Below are 20,968 nucleotides of genomic sequence, written 5' to 3' on the forward strand. Positions count from 1 at the left end.
TTTACATTTCTTTCACAACTATATCCCCAAAAATCCTCTTTAACTTTTTAATATTCTTTCCTCTTTTCCCGATAAATTCCCCTTTATCTTTCTTTTCAACGAAAAATACCGTAAAATAACTATTTTTTTCAATTTTTCTAACTTTACTAAGGCTTTTTAATTGTTCATTCAAATCGTCTATTTTGATTTCAGAATTTTCTATTTCCAAATTTTCATTATTATTCTTTTTCAAATTTATCAATTCTTCAATATTTTTTACATCAAAAAAACTGATTTTCTCCAATTCCTCTGAAAAGTCAACTTTCACAAGTGTCAAATATTTCCCATCCAGTGATTTATCTTTTATCCCCAATTTCCTGTTTTCAAAATTCTCATCATTTAACTTTTCAATATCAAACTTTGTATTATTTAAAATAAAATTGCTCATAATCCGCACCTGCTGTGGTAAAAATCCATCTCCCACAAAATACAGTTTATCATTTTCATATTTTACAAAAATTTCTCTTGTGTGATTTTTTAATTTTTTCCCCTTTTCTGAAGTAAATTCGTAAAAATTCTTTTTCCCAGACACTTTTTCACAAATTTGAGTTATTCTCTTCTCGTCGTTTTTTACAAGATTTTTCGGGTATTCATAAATATAATATCTTTTTTCAATCATTTGTGGAAATTCAAGAAACGGCAATGTTCTTACTATTTTATTTATTTTTAGCCCTTCTGTTTCCAAAAATTTTAATTTTGAAAAATCAATTATCTCTTTGGAATTTATATAAAGAATATTTTCCTTTGCACTCACATTTGCGTCAGTTCTTCCAGCCTGCTGAATACCTTTAAAAATCCTAATTTTGTTATTTTCCAGAATTTTTCTAAATTCCGCCTTCACACTTTTTTTATTTGGGTTTTCATCAAAAGATTCAAATTTCTGCCCATCATATTTCACAAAAAACATATATCCGAAATATTTTGTATTCTCAAAATCTCTTATCAATTTATCCATTTCTGTCTTCTCCGTATCAATTTTCTTCATTTTTCATCCTTCGTCAATTTTTTTATTTTATACGTACAGTAAAAATACTTTAAAATCCAAATCAAAAACCTACTCAAACCCCAAATTTATTAAGTTTTTACTAGTTCAGATTAAAAAAAGATTTGATTACATTTTATCATTTTCTCTAACAAATGTATAGCATTTTACATATTAAAAAAAATCGCTTTAATATAAAAATACTAAAACGACTTTCTCAAAAACTTTCTATTCACCTTCTATTTTTTCAATAATTTCCCGAACGCTAGACACCTTCACATCTTCATCAATTCCATCCTCACCTTTTACTTCGCCAAATCCCCATTTGCAGTAAACAATATCAATTCCAGCATTTTTGGCAGTATTTACATCCACCAGCATATCTCCAACAAATAATATTTTTTCTTTTGAAATATTTAAGTTTTGTGCCATTTTATCAACATTGTACGGATTTGGCTTATTTGGATATTCCTTTTCATTTGAACCAAATATTCCATCAAATTTCCATTTGGATAACTTTTTATCAACAGCAGACAAAGCTGTTTTGTGATCCTTGTTTGTTACAATACCTTTTTTCACACCATTCTTTTCCAAAAAATCAAGCAATTCAGGTATTCCTTCATAAGGTTCAACACCATAGTCAAAGTAAATATCATAATATTTTCTTATAACTTTTTCCATTTCCTCTTTCGTTACATCCTCATATTTCTCTTTTCCCAAAATATTCCGTGCAAGCCCTGAAACTCCACCACCGACAAATTTTACACATTCACCAATAGAATACTGTTTTTTTCCAAGTTCCTCCATCGCTGAATTTACAGTCTTTGTAATAGATTTCGACGTATCCATAAGCGTTCCATCCAAATCAAATATAACTAAATCATATTTCATAAATTTCCACTCACTCCTTTCCCATTATTTCCGTTAATTATTTACAAAAGTTTACAAAATCCTATTAATATAGCATTTTTATTTTCAATTTTTCTTATTTCTTCTAAAATTTTGACAAAACTTTAATTTCTTACTGTATAAATTCTGTTATTATTCAATTTCTGAAACTTCCTACTTTTGCAATTTTCTCTAATCCACCTAATTTCTTAATTTTTTTACGCTTCAGGCTCAATAACATTTCCGTCATCATCAATTGGATTTCCTTCATCATCCACTCTAACCACTTTAATACTGTCCAAATGCCCCCTCACACTTTCCTTAAATTTTTCAATATACATTTTTCTATATTTTTCACGCTCTTTCTTTTCTTCCTCTGTCAATTCCCTCTCACGTGCCAACTTTGAAAATTCATTTATCTTTTTAATAATATCTTCCATTTTTCTAATTTCCTTTCTAAAAAATATTACTTTCATTTCTAATTTCCATCTCAATTTTTATCTAAAATATGATATAAAATAAAATTTATTGATATTAAACTCTTAGTGTTGAGATTATTTTTTATCTTTTTTTCCAATTTATAAATTTTATAATCCAAAAAGTATATAACAATATTATTATACTGTATCGCTTATAATTTATCAATATTTTTTAAGAAAATATTTTTCTAAAGAATTTATATATTTCACAAATTTTTATTTGAAAAAAATTTTGGTTTTATACACAGATTACAATATTAATTATAAAATTTTACTAAATTTTATCGCTTTACTATGATTACAACATTTATTTATTTATTTATTTAATAAAAATATAAGTATTTACATTCACATATAGATTATGTTAAAATAATAAGAAATATTAATGTTATTAATAAAAAATGATATATCGCAGGGGAGAAAAACAAAATGAAAGCAACAAAAATTATTTTATGTTTTTTTATATTACAAGTAATGATATTTTCTGAACCGAAGCAATTAAATAAAGTAGTGTATTACAATTATAACTATCGAGGTTTTACGGACAAATTAAAATTTGGAATGGAGATACATAAAGTAAAAGGATATTGTGGAACTTCAGATTTTATGAAAGAATGCAGCGGTCTACTACAAGTTTTAGATCCCAAGTATGCTAACGGCACAGAAAAAAATATGCAAAGTGCAATTAAACTGGATATTGATTTATCAAATTTTAAGGCAAAAAAATATGGAAACATTACTTTTGATAATGATTATTTGCATTTTAACAGTGAATCAGATATTGTTTTAGGAAATTCTCAAAAAGAAAGTATAAAAAAAATAAGAAAAATGCTGATGATACATGATATGATTAAAAATATAACTACGGATGAAGAAATAATCGAAGTAGATGATGGACCCAGTTCAATGACAGGAACAATACACATAAAAAAAGATTTTTCGACTTATATTATTATAAAAACTCCTGAATTGTCATACTATACACCTATGTATATTATTGATTATGAAAATGTTAATAAAGCAATTTGGAATTTAGAATACAAAGGTAAAAATTTTGATGAATTATATCAAAACTTAAAGCAGTTTATAGCAGAAAACAAGGATAAGAATGGTAAAATTCCAATTGAAAAATATGATAAGTTTATGGAAAAAGAAATTTATAATGCAAATTTTTATCCAGAGTTAAATAGGGAAATTTTAAAATTAAATGATGAACTGGGATATAATTTCTTTTTAGAATAAAGAAAACAATAAAGGAGATCAACTATGAATTGTCAAATTATTTTGGAAAAAAAATTTAAAATATCAAGTTGGTGTTTATTTCTTAGTCTTATGATAATATTTCAAAGTTCAGGTTTTACTAATTCATTTGAAGCAGACAAGATAGTTTATTATGAGTATTTTCCCCTTCTTAGTGAAAAAATAAAATCTGGAATGGAAATTTATAAAATAAATAATGGACATGGATACTGTGTACTTGATTATAATGAACGTTGTAATGGAAATTTATACATTCTAGATCCAAAATATCTTAATTATTCTGAAAGAAATATGACAACTTTAGTTAAATTTGAAATTAATACTTCAAATTTTAATATGACAGAATATAGAGATATTGCTTTTAAAAATAATATTCCTGTTTTTGAAAGTAAAAAAAACATTGTGTTGAATGATTCTAGAAAAGAACTTGTAACAAAAATACAAAAAATGTTATTAATTTATGATACAATACAAAAAATGAAACTGGATGATAAATTTTTGGAAGAAGATATAACATTCAAAAAAGATAAAAGCACAAAAAAAATTTTTTCAACATATATTATTATAAAAATTCCTGAACTGTCTTTTCCACATATGTATGTATTAGATTATGACAATGCTGATGACAGTGTTTGGCGTGCGGAATATACAGGTAAAAGTTTGGATGAATTATATCAAAACTTAAAGCAGTTTATAGCAGAAAACAAGGATAAGAATGGTAAAATTCCAATTGAAAAATATAATAAATTTATGGAAGATGAAATTTATGGAACAAATTTCTATCCTGAACTAACTAAAAAAATTTTAGAATTAAAAAATGATTTTATGGGGTATTTTAATTAAAAACAAATAATTGAAATAATCATTGTTGTTAAAAATAATGATTATTTTTTTATAAAAGATTTTCACATTTTCCTATAGTCATATAAACACCTTTCTTTCATTAATGGCAGATTGAATAACTCTATTATAATGGAACATTTCCACACTCACATAGCGAGCAATTTTATATTTCGTACATCTTGCATACTCAACTGACTAAAGTTAATAACAAAAAATCACAGTTAATCTTAATAACCGTGATTTTCATTTGCAAAAAAATTTTATTTTTATTTATTATTCTATCTTATTATTTTTTAAAATTCTGAAGCTATATAAGCAATCAAAACAACATACGATATAAAAATATTTACAATATTATACTAAACCCCATTTAAATAATGGATTTATTACAAACTTTTCTAGCAAAGAATAAAAACCTAATATTTTCAAATAATTAAAACATCATTTTCACTTTTTAAACAGAGTCTAGTATAAACTAATCCGTCGGAGCATTTTTCTGTGCTGGCAAAACTGTTTGAGCATAGCGAGTTTTTTGTCAGTGCAGAAAAATGTCGTAGACTAGCCATAGGTTGTAGGATTTGCGGCAATGAGCAATCCTACGAAAATAAAAAAGAAAAATCATAGTAATATGAAAAAATATTTATTAATCAAAATATCTAAAAAATAATAAAAAACAATTTAGTTGAAATGATTATGAATTAGCTATCAAATAACCTTATTATAAAAATTTATTCTTATTTCTAAACGGGGTTTAGTATTAATTAAAGACAACATTAAATATCCATAATCCAATTTATTATTCTTTTTTCTTAGAATTAACACTATACAAATCAATATAACAGGTAGAAAAAACATAACAGGATACAAACCAAATATACTGAATAATGCAATTAAAAAGATTATTATGTCAATCACCATTATTGCAAATAACAAATAATTATAAACTTTTTTATCCTTTTTTTGAAAAAGAAAACCCTTATAATATTAAAGAGAATTTTGAATAATTCGTAAAAAAGTATTACAACTGTCATTAAAATTAATACCATTTTACCTTCTCCTTGATTCAAATTTTTCCTGTCTTTTCCAACAACATAAAAGTTTTAAGTGAAATTGCAGATATATTGAGTAAATTAGCCATTATTAATGTTGAATATGTATATCTATTTAATCTATTATCATCTTTTACAAAATTTGCAATTATAAAAATCGGTATTTGTAAAACTATAATTCCATAAAATTGCATATTTCCATGATAAATCAATCCTAACAAATCAGTAAAAACTAAAGAAAAAGCAACATAAGACAAGAACTTGTTATTTTTTCTTTTCATTATCATAAACAATAAAACAACCAAAATACATACTATTACGTGCAAACCTTGGTTTTGTGAAAAAAAATCCTTGCCCAAAATTTTTATACATAAAAGCAAATACACTATTCCAAAAACTAAATCACCCCATAAAAACTTCTTAATTTCTTTTTTCTGAAAAACTTTTATAAAACAAAAAATAAATCTAAATAAGCTATAAAGCATCAATAAATCTAAAAATATAAGCACAGTCAATTCTTCCAATTTATTTCACGCTCCCAAATAAATCATTCAAAGCCTCGCTCATTGTCGGATGAGTAAATATCATATCTTTTAGGAATGTATATTTTTGTTCAGCTTTCATAGTCGCTGCAACAATGTTTATCATTTCGTGGGAAGTGTTGCATAATAAAGTACATCCCAGTATTTTATCTGTTTTTGCATCTATAACTGCTTTAAGCAGTCCATCTGTTACACCTTCTATTTTTGCCTTTGGAATTGCTATTGCTTCAAGTCTTCCTGTTTTTACTTCATATCCTTTGGTAATTGCTTCGCTTTCAGTCATTCCAACTCTTGACAAAGGTGGATTTATGAATACGCTATATGGAATTACATTTCTGTCGTTTACTGTCCTATTTCCTCCATTGTAAAGGTTATCTCTTATTATTCTAAAGTCATCAAGAGAAATATATGTGAATTGAAGTCCGCCTTTCACATCTCCCATTGCCCAAATGTTATCAGCTGTTGTTTTCAATGTTTCGTCAACTACAACCGCACCTTTTTCGTCAGTTTTTACTCCTGCCGCTTCTAGATTAAGACCTTCTGTATTAGGTTTTCTTCCAATTGCAACAAGAATTGCGTCTGATTCAATTTCGCTCTTGCTTGCCCCTTGTGAAATTTGCACATACCCTTTTCCATTTTTATCAACAATTTCCTCAATTTTTGATTCTAGTAAAAATTTAACCCCTTTTGCCTCAAATATAGCTTTTGCTCTATCAGCAATTTCTTCATCTTCTCTAGGCATAAGTCTTTGTGCCAAATCAATTACTGTAACTTCTGACCCAAAATCAGCATACATAGAAGCAAATTCCAGCCCAATGTACCCTGCCCCCAGAATAGTCAATTTTTTAGGAAGTTCCTTTAGTTCCATAATTGAAGTACTTGTATAAACGTAATTACTTTCTTTAAGCCCTTTTATACCAGGAATTATCGTAGTCGAACCTGTATTTATAAATATCTTTTCTCCTTCAATCTGAACATTTTCTCCATTACTTTCAATATTAACTACATTTTTTGAAGCAAAACTTCCAAATCCATCGTAAATATCAATATTTTCCTTTGTAGCCAGCATTTCATAATTTTTTCCACGTAACGCACCAATTAATGTATTTTTATTATTTATACTTTCTGTATAAAATTTCTCCTTTTCCTCAATACCGTTTAATCCTTTATTTTTAAGAACTTTTGTACTGTCAACAAGTTTTTTTGTAGGAATACACCCAATATTTATACAAGTCCCTCCATACATCTTGTCCGATTTCTCAATCAAAGCCACATTTTGACCTTTCCCAGCTAAAAATCCTGCCAAAGTTTTTCCACCTTTTCCAAATCCAATTATTATTGCATCATATTTTTTCATTTTCTTCGTCCTTTCTATTTCCTACAATTTTAGTTACATAATTGTATTCATTATAAAATTAATTTTTATATTGTAAGAATACCACATTTTTTACAAAAAAACAATATTTGTGTTTACAAATTTATATTAATTTTTTCAATATCCTCCCCCTTATAACCAAAATATTCAAAGTTTCCTCATTTTCCATAAACTCTACCGTATAATCATCTGGAAATTCAATCATATCACACTTATTAAAGTTTATAAATCATTTCCACAAAAAACATCCAGTATTCTTTTGTATCTTTGAGCGACTACATAAATGTACCTAATGTCATATCTGTAAATATCCAGTTACTACTATATCTATATCTGTTATAAATCATTGTGAAAATTCATGTAATGCTGCTGTTTGTCATTTTTCCATTTTTATATCAAAATTTATTTATTTTTTCTTATTTTTCTTCAATTCTTCTAATTCTTCATTTATTTTCAAAGCTTGACTATACTTCCCCTGCTTTTCATACAATTTGGCTAAACTCGTTAATGTAAGTTCCTTATGTGCAAGTTTTTTTGCTTTTAAAAGGCTATTTTCAGCCTTGCCATAATCTCCTTTCATTTCGTAAACTTCTGATAACAGACGCAATAATCTTGCTCTTTTTTCTTCAATATATTTCACATTGTCTTCTGAATATGAAAACAATTTTTCTGATTCCTTTAACAGCCATTCTTCCGCCTTATCATAATCTTTTTTCGACATATAAAGCTCCCCTAAAAGCCTTTCTGCATTCGGATATTTTTCATTAACAAGCTCCTTATACAATTTTTCAGCTTCATCAAAGTAATTGTACCTTTGATAGTAAAAAGCCAAAGTATTTTTTACCTCAATATTTTTATTTAAATTTCTTTTAAACGCTTCCACCACTTCGCTATCAATTTCCTTCCTTTCTCCATATACCCACACTCTAAACAAGGTGTCTTCCCTATAATCTCCTTGATCCATTGCCCTTATATAATACTTTCTCGCATTTAACTCATCTATGCGATTAGCATATATCTGCCCTGCAAATGCACTTGCTTCCTTCACTCCTCTGTCCGAGCCTTTTCTTGCCCATTTCAGTGCCTCTTCATTTTCCCCTCTCGCACTATAATTTCTTGCCAGATAATAATCTGCCATCGGAATATCCTTTTCCACACTTTTAAAATACACTACCCCAATCCGTAAATATTTTCTCTGAACTTCTCTACCCTTTTGCAAAATTCTTTCCTTTTCTGCCATTGTGGGATTTTTCTTCATTTCAGCAATTTCTATTTTTGCCTTTTTTAAAGCTCCTTTTTCCTCCTCTGACAACGGAATATTTCTGGCACAGCTCACTAAAAATAATATACTTATCAAAATTAAAACTATTTTTTTCATAACTTTCCCTTTCTATATTTTTCCAATATTAACAAAATTTATATTTTTAATTTTACACAATAATATTATACCTCATTTTTGTTTATATTCCATTTTATACTATTTCCCATTTAAAGAGCAGAAATCAAAAAATTTATAAAATCAAAGTCATTTTTTTATAGGGTTATGCCTTTCGCCATACAAAAAAGACTGAAAAAATCCAGTCTTTATTTATTATTTCTTACATTTCTTAATTTCCTTAACAGAAATTATTGAAAAATTTTATTTTAAATTTCTCATTTCATCAAGCTCTTTTATTAACAGTTCCTTGTCAATCTGATTCCCTATAAAAACTGCATTATTCTCAGCATTATCTTCCAAAATCACAATATTGTAATTCGTATCTGCCACATCAAAGTGCATATTGCAGTTAAATGCTTTAAATACGCCTTTTGCTCTATTTATATCTCCATAATAGCCTAAAATCAGCTTATCCAGAAAAGATACAAGAATCGCAGGGTTATCAGCGTATGAATTTTTATAAGTAACATTCTGCATTTTATTTTTGACATTTATTAAATCTGAATTTCCTGTTTTCAAAAGCTCTCCGCTAAAAAGGCTGTTCCAATAATCCGTACTTTGATTATGATAATCAGCCGTGTGAATATGTGCATTTTGATTAACTGCTTTTATATCCTCATAGATTAGATTTATCTCGTCATCTGTCATATTTTCGGCTTTTGAAAGTTGTATATGTGGCGCCATTTTCACTTGATCTATAAATATTTCAGCATACTTGTTCTTGTACTTGAAATATGTTCTGGCATCTACTATTGTTATTGGCGGGAATATTTTTATCCTTTCATAACTGGCATTTGAAACATTATTCAAAATATTGCTCAAAATAGCGATTCCTGATGGTTCTACTATTAAAAAATCAGGATTTAAGGTGTTGTCTATGACAAGAAGCGAGGATATGAAATCTGCCTTGGTGCTACAGCAGGCACATCCGCTTGTGAGCTCCCAAACATTCAATTCCACATCTTCCCTTTTTATTCCATTTTCCATATTTTTGTTCATTTCTTTGCTATTATTTCTCAATATTTCGCCATCAATGTTCACATCTCCAAATTCATTTTCAAAAATGACATATTCCCTTTTTGTGCTTTTAACCATCTCTTTAATAAATGTAGTTTTCCCTGCTCCAAGAAAGCCTGAAATAACAAGTATTTTCAATTCTTTTCACCTTTTTCCCTTTACTTCGTTTACCTTTTTTACTCGTTTATTCTTTGGGAAGTCATATAAACTACAGGTTTTATTACTCCATCAGCTTTTGTTCTCATAAGTTCCAAGGCTTTTTCTACATTTTCAAAGCCTTCAAATCTGTGAGTAATTAAAAGGCTCGGATCTAATTTTCCAAATTCAATCAATCTTGCCAGTTTTTCAAGTCTTAATCTTCCACCTGGCATAAGCCCTCCAAAAATTTGCTTGTGTGCCATTCCAGTTCCCCATTCAACTCTAGGTATCTGTATAAATTCTCCGCTTCCCAGATAATTTACATTTCCAATCCGTCCGCCTGGTTTTAAAATCTTTATAGCAGTAGCAAATACTCTCTGATCTCCTCCTGCAATCAATACCCTGTCGACACCCTTTCCATCAGTAAGTGCCATAACCTGCTCATCCACAGGCGCTTCATTAAAGTCAACAATATCTGTCGCTCCATACGCTTTTGCAATTGGTATAACCTGTTCTCTTGAGTCAATGGCAATTATTCTTCCAGCTCCTTTCAATGCCGCAGCAGCAACTCCCATAAGCCCCACAGGCCCTAATCCAAACACTGCAACAACATCTCCGAACTGAATATCTGCAAGTTCAGCGCTATGAAATCCAGTAGGTACCATATCGCTTAACATGCATGCTGTCCCATAATCCATTCCTTTAGGAATCAAAGCCAAATTCCCATCCGCATCATTAACATGGAAATATTCTCCAAAAACACCATCCTTAACATTTGAAAATTTCCAGCCAGCAAGCATTCCGCCACAGTGCATCGGATACCCTGACTGAGCTTCCACCGAATTCCAGTCTGGAGTTATAGCCGCAACCAAAATTCTATCTCCAACTTTAAAATCCTTAACTAATTCCCCAACTTCAACTATCTCTCCACAAGCTTCGTGTCCCAATACCATATCAAATCTTTCTCCAACTCCACCTTCATAAACAGTATGTATGTCTGAAGTGCAAGGTGCAAGCGCAAGTGGTTTTATAATTGCATCTGTCGGCCCGCATTTAGGTCTGTCTTTTGTAATCCACCCAACTTCTCCGATTCTTTTCATTACAAACGCTTTCATTTGTTCTGCCATTTTAAAACCTCCTAAATTAACAATACTATAAGTTTTTATTAATATAAGTATAACTCATAAATTTTCAAAATGCAAATTTTCATTACTTGAAATTTTTGTAGACAATACAGAAATAGGAAAATAAGAAGTCTAGGAGCAGATAATTTTAAGCAAATTTTTAACTGGCAAAAAAACAGCTGTAGTATAATCGCACTTAATTAAATAAATTTGTATTTTTTTTTTAAATCTGTTATAATATAAAATATAAAAAAACATTGTAAAAGGATGGTGAAAATTTTCATTAAATTAATAATAGAATTGAATTGTGCAGACTGACATAGTAAAATTGATTTAATCCAGGATTCTTAAAAAAATAAAAAATGAGAGAAGGCGAAATATGGAATGTATGAAAATATACAATTTATTTATACAAAAGAAGAATTAAAAAACAAACCTAGAGTTTTTAAAATAAATGATAAATATTATTTAAAACAAGATAACGAAAGAAAATTACACACTGGACATAGGCTGCAAAAATTGCTTTATATGATTACAAAAAATCCAATAATTTATCCGACAGTTCCATCAAGAAAAACAAATTTAGTTTTGTTTGAATCAGAAATTTTGGAAAAAATGGCAAAAGAAGGCATAAATGTACCAAAAGTTGTCTACAAAACAGAAAATTACTATATAATGGAAAACACTGGAAAAACTTTTGTCGAAATTATAGAAAGAGCTAATGATAAAATGAAGGAAGATGCATTAGTAAAAAAGCTCTAAAATCACTGGTTGAGCTGCACCTTAAGGGATTTGCAAAAGGAGGTTCTCAATTAAGAAATTTTACTATGAAAGATAACAAAGTCTATATGATTGATTTTGAAGAGGAAATAGAGGAAAAATATATAAAAGAACTGCAAATAAGGGATGTAATTGTATTTTTGCTCTCCTTGGAAAAATATAAAGTTGACTATGATTTGAAAATATTGCTAAATTATTATGAAAAACTTTCAAAAAATACATCTACAGCAAAAGAAATAAAAAAATTCTTTCATTTTAGAAGATGGCTAAAATTTTTAAATTCAAAAATTTTTAATAAAATTAGAATGAAAGATGTGAGGGATTTTTTAAAACTCCTTGAGAAATGTGAAAATCTATACCAAAAATAGTTTTTATATAACGACAGTGTAAAAAATAATTATAAGTCCAAAATTAAAACTTATATTTTTTTACTCAGATTTCTACTGCTTTTCCAATCTTTCCAGCCTGCCTTCCGTCCTTTTCCTTGAAATTTTCTTCATTTTCTTTATTGAATACTTTTCTTTTTAATATTTTATTTTTTTCAATTTTAACTAATTTCTCATGCTTCTTAATCCTTGCTTTTCTAAACCAGAAAAAATAAAAGTTATAAAAGTGTTTTAAATTTCACAAAAAAGTGCTATAATGAAAAAATGCAATATTTTTTAAAGGGAGGAAAATTAAGATGTTATTTAAAGCTCAATCAAATGAAGAACGCCGTCAGATGATTTTACATGGGAAAGTTATCAACACTTTACTTTTTTTGTCTGTGCCGACACTGCTAGTTGGGATTATACAGGCTCTTATACCGCTTTCAGACAGTTTATTCCTAAACAGGCTGACAAGTGTGGAAGTTGCCAGTTCTGTTACATTTAGCCAGCCTGTACTGAATATTATGATTGCATTGTCACAAGGGCTGGGAGTGGCCACGCTGGTTATGCTTGGACGGTTGTATGGGAAAGGGCGTATGTTGGCTGTTAAGGAAACAATGCTGCAAATTTTTGTATTCAGTTTTTTCATTGGACTTTTATTAATTCCTGTGTGCATGTTTACAGCTTTTTTAATTTCAAATAATACAACTTCTGAAATCCGTAACAATGTCTATACTTATATTTCGCTTTATTCGCTCATAATGCCCTTTGTATTTTTGGCAGCCATTTATAATTCTTCAAAAAATGCAATTGGACGTCCCGAAGTTACATTTATCAGAATTTTTCTTTTATTAATTTTAAAAATAATTTTTAATTCAATTTTCTTGTATGTTTTAAAAATGGGAATTACTGGTGCAGTAATGGCATCACTTTTTTCCTACATAGTTGTTACAGTCTGGATGTTTCACGATTTATTTTTAAAAAGCGGAGATATAAAACTTAATTTACGAAGTTACACAATAAAACTGCCAATTATAAAACGATTATTAAAAATCGGGTTTCCATCAATGTTAAATTACGCCTTTTTGTATCTTGGTTTTTTTCTTATAAACAAGGAAATGGAAAAATTCGGAGCCATTGCCTTAAATGCTCAGGGAATTGCCTCCAATATCAATGCAATCTGTTTTATCCTGCCGTCGTCAATAGGAACCACTGTTTCCTCGATGATTAGCATAAATATGGGAATTGGAAATATAAAGAAATCTAAGGATGTGTTTAAAGTGGGCTGGATAACTGGAGTTACTATTTCAATTTTAACTATCGCCTTAATTTTACCTATTTCATTGCCGCTTGTACTAAGTTTCACAAAAGTTCCAAAAGTAATAGAAATCGCTGACAAGGCTCTTCATATTTACACATACTCAGTAATCGGGTTTAGCGTCTTTATGATAGCACAAGGAGTCTTTATAGCACTTGGAAGAACAAAAGTACCATTAGTCATGTCAATTTTAAGAATCTGGCTGTTAAGATACATCTTTATTTTACTGACACAAAAATACCTTGGACTTTATTCGATATTCTGGGGAAATTTATTTTCAAATACATTGGCAGGAATAATATTCTTTATTTTAGTAAAATCCATTGACTGGAAGAAGGGAATAAAAGTGGGAAAATAAGAAATGTTTAAACAAAATATCTATAATGCCTAAATTTTTTTTAAGCACTTTTATTAAATTTTAAAAATAAAAAATCTCTAAAAAAGTAAAAACTTTATTACTTAAATAGAGATTTTTTTTAATAAATTTTATTCTATTAAATTATTTTTGAACATTTAATACAACTGTTTCTCCAGCTGTTGCAGTTCCTGATTCAACTGGATTTAATGAAGCATAGTCTTCATAGTTTGAAATGATTACTGGCGTGATAATTGATTTTGCATTTGCCTTCAAGAAATCATAATCGTATTTGATTAATGGATCTCCAACTTTTACTATTGCGCCTTCTTCAGCAATTCTTTCAAATCCTTTTCCTTCCAATTGAACTGTATCCATTCCGAAGTGAACAAAAATTTCGATTCCAGCAGGTGTTACAATACTGAAAGCATGGTTAGTATCAAAGATTTTTTCCACTCTTCCAGAAGCTGGCGCCAACATTACACCTGATGCAGTTGGTTCAATAGCAACTCCATCTCCTACCATTTTTTGAGCGAAAACTTCATCAGGCACTTCTGATAGAGGCAATAAGTTTCCTGAAATAGGTGCTATCACTTTCCCATCAAATTCCTGTTTAGCATCGTCATCTTTTTTACCTTTTTTGAATAAATCAAATAATCCCATTCTAATTCCTCCAATTTATTTATTTTTATATTTAATTATCTCATTTTTATGTTACCACATATAATGAAATTAGTCAAACCTTAATTTGAAAAAAATCTTCAATTCGCCTTTTGACAAAATATTTGAAATTATATTCTAATTTAAACATAACTTTTTTATCTTGCTTGACTAAAAATATTTTATTTTTTTATAATTTTTACAGTCCATTCCCCGCCATAGCTAATTTTATTTTTTTCAGCAAAATTATCCATATTTAATGCAAAAGAAATATTATCAAGGCTGTTAAAATATACAAGCGGTTTCCCATCCGCAACATCTCCAAAGCTATTTACAAACGGGATATCTTTTTTATAAACAGATTTATTATTGTTAAAAATTTCAACAGTTAAAATGTCACCTTTTTTCAAATTAAGTGATTTTACTGTATCCCTGTTAATGTTAGTCCACACATTCCCATATTGCACATCAAGCATTGGAATATTTCCAGAAACTGTTTTGCCGTTTATTGTTGCTTTTTGATACGGTATTTCCACAACTTTATTTGGTAATTTCTTACCTACCTGCTCAAATGTAATTTTTCCTGTCGCAAGTCTGGCCGCTGTGTAAACATATACATCTCTTCCATGAAAAGTATAGCTTTTTTCTGAATTTTTTCTTCTATTCACAGCTTCATCAATTTCCCTGATTTCATCAATGCCAAGTCTTTCCGCAATCAATGTCAATGTCCCATTGTCAGGTGTTACAAAATAATGTCCAGATTTAGTTTTTAAAACAACTGATTTTCTATCTGTTCCAACTCCTGGATCCACAACTGATACAAAAACCGTTCCGCTTGGCCAGTATTCCGCTGTCTGGTAAAGTCTGTAAGCTGCATCCCAGATGCTGTAAGCAGGAATTTCATGTGTCAAATCAAATACTTTAATATTATTATCCACGCCGAATGCCACTCCACGCATAGCCGATACAGCCCCGTCCTTTTCTCCAAAATCGGTTTGAAGAACTATTGCGCCATTAGTTTTAACATTCGCTGCAGTCACAATATTTAATGAAAATAAAAACAATACCAATAACAATAATTTATTCAATTTTTTCATAAAATCAACTTCCCTTCCATAAATTTATAATTATAGTCAATCCATTTAAAAATTGGAGTAAAAATATATAAAAACAGCGGATTGACTAAATACAGCCTAGCCTTCTGCTCTCGTTTTAAGCTAGGACTGCTTCATAGCAACACTGCCTTAAAGCTAAATTCAAAAATTAAAAATTTTTGTCCATTAACAAAAAATAATTTAGTTTGTTTTTCTCAAGTTATTTCTTAACACTTTTAAATTATTCTTTGCATGCTCATCTCCAAGCGCTGCAGCCTTCAAAAACCATTTTTCAGCTTCCTTAAAATTCCCTTCATTTCCAAAAATCATTCCTAGATGGTTCATTGCATTGATGTCGTCTTTCCAGGCCATTTGCAAATATATATCTCTTTCCTTTCCTGTCTGGTTAGTTGAATTGTAGAATGTCAAGAGATTTTCCTTCGCACCTTCACAGTTCTTTTCAATTGCCTTTACGTAATATTTCTCAGCTTCCTCATTTTTCCCGTTCTGCTCATACAAAATTGCCAGATTATTTAAAGCGTCGTAATCTTTATTTTCAACTGCAATCAAATAATATTTTTCAGCATTCTCAAAATCATGCTGGCTGGCATAAAGATAGCCCAGATTATTTGCAAACTCATAATCTCCTGCCTCAATAGCCTTCAAAAACCACTTTTTTGCATTTTCATTTTCATAATTATTCTGAAAAATAAGTCCAATCTCATTCATGGCCTTCGTATCCCCAGACTGTATCCTTTTCATATACTCATCAAATAATTTTTCCATTCCGTTTTTCTTCATCTATTTTTTCACCATCCTTTCCTAAAACATTTTTTATATTTTTATAAGCTAAACAGTTTATCAAAGGCTTTCTTTGACAACTCTATAAATTTTAACAGTTCCGCATGAGTAAAAGTTGCTTCTTCTCCTGTTCCTTGCAGCTCGATAAACTCGCCTTTGTCATTCATTACAATATTCATATCCACATCCGCTTTTGAATCCTCTTCGTATTCCAAATCAAGCAAAAGCTCATTTCTGACTTTTCCTACGCTTATTGCTGCCACTTTTGATTTTATCGGCATTTCTTTTAATTTCCCTTCGTCTATCAATTTTTCAATTGCCAGTTCCAAAGCCAAATATGCTCCTGTAATTGAAGCTGTTCTTGTTCCGCCGTCCGCCTGAATTACATCGCAGTCAATCATTATTGTTCTTTCTCCAAGTTTTTCCAAGTCTGCTGCTGCTCTTAACGCCCTTCCGATTAAACGCTGGATTTCCATTGTTCTTCCAGAAAGCTTTCCCTTTACTGATTCCCTCTGAACACGTGCATTTGTAGCTCTTGGAAGCATGCTGTATTCTGCTGTTATCCATCCTGAGCCTGTTCCTTTCAGCCATCTTGGTATTTTTTCCTCAACTGTTGCGTTGCAGATGACTTTTGTGTTGCCAAATTCAATTAGGACTGAACCTTCTGGATGGATAATGTAATTTTTTGTTACTTTTACTTCTCTCATTTCATCGTTTTTTCTATTATTTTTTCTCACATTTCCTCCTAATTTATTTTCCATTTATTTATTTTTATAAAGGGGAAATTTTTCTGTTAATTTTAAAACTTGCTCTTTTACCTGGGAAATTTTTTCACTGTCATTTATATTTCCTAAAACAGTCAATATAAATTGTGCTACCTGTCTTGTTTCTTCTTCCTTAAATCCACGAGCTGTTATTGCAGGTGTTCCCAATCTTATTCCACTTGTAACAAATGGTTTTTCAGGATCATTTGGAATAGCGTTTTTATTACAAGTTATTCCAGCCTCTTCCAGTTTTGCTTCGGCTACTTTCCCTGTAACTCCCATCGGACGTAAATCTACCAGCATTAAATGGTTGTCGGTACCTCCGCTTACAATCCTGAGTCCGCCTCTCGTCAATTCTTCAGCCATAACCTTTGCGTTTTTTGCCACCTGCTCCTGATATTTTTTGAATTCTGGGCTAAGCGCTTCTTTAAATGCAACGGCTTTTGCAGCAATTATATGAACCAGTGGTCCACCTTGTATTCCTGGAAATACTGTCTTATCAATTTTTTTTGCAATTTCTTCGTTATTTGTCAAGATTATTCCGCCACGAGGCCCTCTTAGTGTCTTATGCGTCGTTGAAGTTACTACATCCGCATATTCTATTGGATTTGGATGAAGTCCAGCTGCCACAAGTCCAGCAATATGAGCCATATCCACCATTAAATACGCCCCAATTTCATCAGCAATTTCTCTGAATTTTTTAAAGTCTATTATTCTTGAATAGGCACTTGCTCCTGCAACTATCATTTTAGGTTTTTCTCTTAATGCAATTTCTCTGACTGCTTCGTAGTCAATCAATTCTGTTTCAGGATTTAAGCCATATTCCAGCCCAATATAATTTTTTCCGGAAAAGTTTATTTTGTAGCCATGTGTCAAATGCCCACCTGCGCTAAGGCTCATTCCCAAAATTTTATCTCCAGCTTCAAGAAGCGCCACATAAACTCCCATATTTGCCTGAGATCCAGAATGTGGCTGCACATTTGCATATTTTGCCCCAAATATTTTTTTCAGCCTTTCGATAGCAAGATTTTCCACAACGTCAGCATTTACACATCCGCCGTAATATCTTTTCCCTGGATACCCTTCTGCATATTTATTTGTAAATACAGAACCAGCCGCTTCCATCACAGCCTTTGAAACAAAGTTTTCAGAAGCAATCAGCTCAATTCCTTCCTCTTGTCTTTTTTCCTCTTCCACAATCGCATTGTACACTTCTAAATCCACATCTTTTATATAGCTCATCCTCGTCCTCCTACATCTAACTAAACAATTTTTTTATTGTTCAAATATTTCTATTTTATAATTTGGATTTTTCTGTAATTATAGTAAAGTGCCTTCACTAAATCATATTCAAATGGCGAATTTAAATCCCCGTATCTCATACTGAGCATAGAACGTGCATTCAACCCTGTTACAGCTGGCCTTGTAAATCCATAAACCGTCTTATCAAAAACTCCTGTATCAAAAAACAGCTTTTTCTCAGCCACACCTCTTGCCGCACTTTCTGTTGCTGTATCTATCCCTGTTCCAATCGCATCTCTTATGCTGCTTGGTCCAAACATTGGCAATACTAAATAAGAGCCTGGCTTAACTCCATAATGCCCTAAAGTATCCCCCATTGTTTCAGGATCTCTTTTCATTCCGATATTTTTAGCAACATCCGCCACTCCCAATAGTCCTGCTGTTGAATTTACAACAAATCTTCCAAGTGCATTTGCGGCTTTTCCAGGTTTTAGCTGCAACAGTGAATTTACAAATGTCGGTATTTCGCTAAAATTATTATAAAAATTTGAAATACCTTTTCTTATTGGCTTTGGAACAACTGCTGCATAGACACGTGAAACTGGATAAAGCACTTTTCTGTCAAGCTGTGTATTAAAGGCGTACATTCTTCTGTTAAATGGCTCCAGTGAATCATTTATTCCAGTTAACTGAAACACTTGGCTTGATACAATGTAATCTTCGTCCAGTTCTTCCAAGTTTTCTGCCAATATTCCATAATTGTTCTGTTCAAAAGCAATATATTTATTTTTATCAGGCTTATTCTTCTTTGTCTTTATATTCGTCTGTGAAACTAATTCAATACTCTTATCAGGCGTTTCCGCTGTCTTGCCATTAACAAATTCTACAAAGAGATCATCATTGACTTCTTTTTCGTTTTCTTCCATAAACATTACAGTGTCTTCATTTCTAATTTCCATCATTTTAGCTTGTCCAGCTGTTGCAGCAATTAACATTGCTCCAAATATTAATAATTTATTTTTTCCTGCCATTTTTAGTTTTCCTCCAATTTATCTACCATCAAGTTTGCCACATCCTTATGCCATAAAACTCCAGTATGTCCGCCAAATGGTATTAAAATTCTATTTGAAAATGTATTTTTTATATAGTCCAAATCTTTCTCTTCAAGCAAAACGTCATCTGTTGATGTTATAAATATAATATTTTTATTATTTCTGTCTATAAAATCCTGACTATTTTTCAAATCAAATTCATTTATAAATTTATTCAAGTCAAGATTAGGATTTTTATTTTTCTTTAAATACGGATATAAAATTTCCTTTGCATATTCGTCAAATGAAACTGACAATCCTTCTCTAAATTCTTTTGAAACTGAATCAAAACGTTTGTACGATTTTTTATCCGAAAGTCTTCCAGTCGCATTTCTCCCGCTGAACACTTCTCCAGCAAACGTCATATTGGCTGAATAAAATCTAAATAACAGCCCTGTCAGCACTTCAAAATCCTTTTCTCCAAGTCCCAATTTTCCCAATGAAGTAGTAAGATTAGAAAATTCGATGTCCTTTATTTTTATTGTGTCGTCATACATAAGTCTGCTAAATATTGTATCCATATATTTTTCCAGGCTTCTGGCATCATAAATTCCATTTTTTACTAAAAAGCCATCTAATTTCCGTGTCGCAGTTAAAATACTGATTGGCGAATTTAGCAGCAATGACTTATCAATTCCAATCCTTCGGTTATTTTTTTCGTCCAGCTCATGAAGCAAAAGCGATTGAAAGCCGCCTAGACTGTAACCGCCAATATAAGTTTTATCAATTTTCATTCCATCGGCCTTTTCTTTTGAAATAGCCTGACTTATCAAAGAATACAGCTGTGTAGTTTCATCTTTTATATACCCTGCATATGCATTTTTACTTTGACTTACAATATACGGCATTGTTGTTGGGGAACTGAATGCAATTACGTTGTAACCTCTGTCATAAAATACATTTGCCAGATAAAGCGACATTCCACTGTTATAAAGCGAACCTGTCCCCGAAATTATAATCATAAGCGGCGCCTTTTTCCCCTTCTGAGTCCATACGCCATACTCATAATCCTTCCATTGACGCAGTATTTCAGGAATCTTCTTTGTTGTCGTAAATTTTCTAACTTTTGGCCCTTTTGCATTTTTAAATTTGTACTGCTGATCGGCAGGCGTCCCAAGAACCGTTGCCGCTATTGCGCTATCCTTATACGGATAATCACTTGCTATTTGTGAAACATCCACTTCGGCAAAACCTGTAACCGTTAGCAAAAACATTGTTATTAGCCCTAATAATTTTTTTAACATCTTCCCAATTATGTGAAAAACCTTTTACACATATCTCCTTTCTCTCTTTAAATCACTTTCTTTTACACTCAAACCAC

20 protein-coding genes are annotated in these 20,968 nt (G+C 30.5%); 5 read left to right on the forward strand and 15 right to left on the reverse strand.

Going from position 1 to position 20,968, the window contains the following annotated elements; all coding sequences use genetic code 11:
- Position 1 precedes the first annotated feature (1 nt).
- The 3 genes from HW275_RS01720 to HW275_RS01730 form a co-directional block, all read right to left on the reverse strand.
- Positions 2 to 1,024: a pseudouridylate synthase gene (locus HW275_RS01720; protein ID WP_255459981.1), complete on the reverse strand. Its 1,023-nt coding sequence runs from the start codon at positions 1,022 to 1,024 to the stop codon at positions 2 to 4.
- Between the two features lie 225 nt (positions 1,025 to 1,249).
- Positions 1,250 to 1,912 (reverse strand): HAD family hydrolase, encoded by a 663-nt coding sequence (locus tag HW275_RS01725; protein WP_178934609.1) that lies wholly within the window; start codon positions 1,910 to 1,912, stop codon positions 1,250 to 1,252.
- 215 nt (positions 1,913 to 2,127) lie between these two features.
- Positions 2,128 to 2,349: a DUF896 domain-containing protein gene (locus tag HW275_RS01730; protein WP_026749191.1), complete on the reverse strand. Its 222-nt coding sequence runs from the start codon at positions 2,347 to 2,349 to the stop codon at positions 2,128 to 2,130.
- Between the two features lie 468 nt (positions 2,350 to 2,817).
- Between HW275_RS01730 and HW275_RS01735 the strand changes: the two genes are divergently transcribed.
- The gene (locus tag HW275_RS01735; protein ID WP_178934611.1) at positions 2,818 to 3,630 is read left to right on the forward strand and encodes a hypothetical protein; all 813 of its coding nucleotides are present in this window, start codon (positions 2,818 to 2,820) and stop codon (positions 3,628 to 3,630) included.
- A 24-nt stretch (positions 3,631 to 3,654) separates the two neighbouring features.
- The gene (locus tag HW275_RS01740) at positions 3,655 to 4,491 is read left to right on the forward strand and encodes a hypothetical protein (RefSeq protein WP_178934613.1); all 837 of its coding nucleotides are present in this window, start codon (positions 3,655 to 3,657) and stop codon (positions 4,489 to 4,491) included.
- Between the two features lie 1,063 nt (positions 4,492 to 5,554).
- On the opposite strand, the gene HW275_RS01745 is transcribed toward HW275_RS01740, so the two are convergent.
- From HW275_RS01745 to HW275_RS01765, 5 genes are all read right to left on the reverse strand, one after another.
- Entirely contained in the window at positions 5,555 to 6,064 is a 510-nt protein-coding gene (locus HW275_RS01745; protein ID WP_178934615.1) for a hypothetical protein, read from the reverse strand.
- Between the two features lies 1 nt (position 6,065).
- Positions 6,066 to 7,439: an FAD-dependent oxidoreductase gene (locus tag HW275_RS01750; protein ID WP_178934617.1), complete on the reverse strand. Its 1,374-nt coding sequence runs from the start codon at positions 7,437 to 7,439 to the stop codon at positions 6,066 to 6,068.
- A 424-nt stretch (positions 7,440 to 7,863) separates the two neighbouring features.
- Positions 7,864 to 8,835, reverse strand: coding sequence for a lipopolysaccharide assembly protein LapB (locus HW275_RS01755; protein WP_178934619.1), 972 nt, complete (start codon positions 8,833 to 8,835; stop codon positions 7,864 to 7,866).
- A 261-nt stretch (positions 8,836 to 9,096) separates the two neighbouring features.
- On the reverse strand, positions 9,097 to 10,050 hold the full coding sequence (locus HW275_RS01760) for a GTP-binding protein (protein WP_178934621.1): 954 nt from the start codon (positions 10,048 to 10,050) through the stop codon (positions 9,097 to 9,099).
- 38 nt (positions 10,051 to 10,088) lie between these two features.
- A complete protein-coding gene (locus HW275_RS01765; RefSeq protein WP_304177621.1) occupies positions 10,089 to 11,177 on the reverse strand; it encodes an NAD(P)-dependent alcohol dehydrogenase in 1,089 nt (362 codons plus the stop codon).
- Positions 11,178 to 11,558: 381 nt separating this feature from the next.
- Between HW275_RS01765 and HW275_RS01770 the strand changes: the two genes are divergently transcribed.
- The 3 genes from HW275_RS01770 to HW275_RS01780 all read left to right on the forward strand — a co-directional run bounded on the left by HW275_RS01770 (position 11,559) and on the right by HW275_RS01780 (position 13,998).
- Positions 11,559 to 11,936, forward strand: a complete 378-nt coding sequence (locus tag HW275_RS01770; protein ID WP_178934623.1) for a hypothetical protein — start codon at positions 11,559 to 11,561, stop codon at positions 11,934 to 11,936.
- A 65-nt stretch (positions 11,937 to 12,001) separates the two neighbouring features.
- Positions 12,002 to 12,322: a hypothetical protein gene (locus tag HW275_RS01775; protein WP_178934625.1), complete on the forward strand. Its 321-nt coding sequence runs from the start codon at positions 12,002 to 12,004 to the stop codon at positions 12,320 to 12,322.
- A 314-nt stretch (positions 12,323 to 12,636) separates the two neighbouring features.
- Positions 12,637 to 13,998 (forward strand): MATE family efflux transporter, encoded by a 1,362-nt coding sequence (locus tag HW275_RS01780; RefSeq protein WP_218975073.1) that lies wholly within the window; start codon positions 12,637 to 12,639, stop codon positions 13,996 to 13,998.
- A gap of 141 nt (positions 13,999 to 14,139) precedes the next feature.
- Here the strand turns inward: HW275_RS01780 and HW275_RS01785 are convergent, their stop codons facing one another.
- From HW275_RS01785 to HW275_RS01815, 7 genes are all read right to left on the reverse strand, one after another.
- Positions 14,140 to 14,658, reverse strand: a complete 519-nt coding sequence (locus tag HW275_RS01785) for a glucose PTS transporter subunit IIA (RefSeq protein ID WP_178934627.1) — start codon at positions 14,656 to 14,658, stop codon at positions 14,140 to 14,142.
- A 179-nt stretch (positions 14,659 to 14,837) separates the two neighbouring features.
- Complete coding sequence (locus HW275_RS01790) at positions 14,838 to 15,752, reverse strand: S-adenosyl-l-methionine hydroxide adenosyltransferase family protein (protein ID WP_178934629.1); 915 nt, start codon at positions 15,750 to 15,752, stop codon at positions 14,838 to 14,840.
- A gap of 198 nt (positions 15,753 to 15,950) precedes the next feature.
- Complete coding sequence (locus HW275_RS01795; RefSeq protein WP_178934631.1) at positions 15,951 to 16,550, reverse strand: tetratricopeptide repeat protein; 600 nt, start codon at positions 16,548 to 16,550, stop codon at positions 15,951 to 15,953.
- A 41-nt stretch (positions 16,551 to 16,591) separates the two neighbouring features.
- Entirely contained in the window at positions 16,592 to 17,287 is a 696-nt protein-coding gene (gene rph, locus HW275_RS01800) for a ribonuclease PH (RefSeq protein WP_178934633.1), read from the reverse strand.
- Between the two features lie 24 nt (positions 17,288 to 17,311).
- Positions 17,312 to 18,556, reverse strand: coding sequence for a serine hydroxymethyltransferase (gene glyA, locus HW275_RS01805; protein WP_178934635.1), 1,245 nt, complete (start codon positions 18,554 to 18,556; stop codon positions 17,312 to 17,314).
- 50 nt (positions 18,557 to 18,606) lie between these two features.
- Positions 18,607 to 19,587, reverse strand: a complete 981-nt coding sequence (locus HW275_RS01810) for a VacJ family lipoprotein (RefSeq protein WP_178934637.1) — start codon at positions 19,585 to 19,587, stop codon at positions 18,607 to 18,609.
- A 2-nt stretch (positions 19,588 to 19,589) separates the two neighbouring features.
- The gene (locus tag HW275_RS01815) at positions 19,590 to 20,891 is read right to left on the reverse strand and encodes an alpha/beta hydrolase (protein WP_178934639.1); all 1,302 of its coding nucleotides are present in this window, start codon (positions 20,889 to 20,891) and stop codon (positions 19,590 to 19,592) included.
- Positions 20,892 to 20,968 lie beyond the last annotated feature (77 nt).

The organism is Leptotrichia sp. oral taxon 223, from assembly GCF_013394795.1.
Lineage (GTDB): Bacteria > Fusobacteriota > Fusobacteriia > Fusobacteriales > Leptotrichiaceae > Leptotrichia.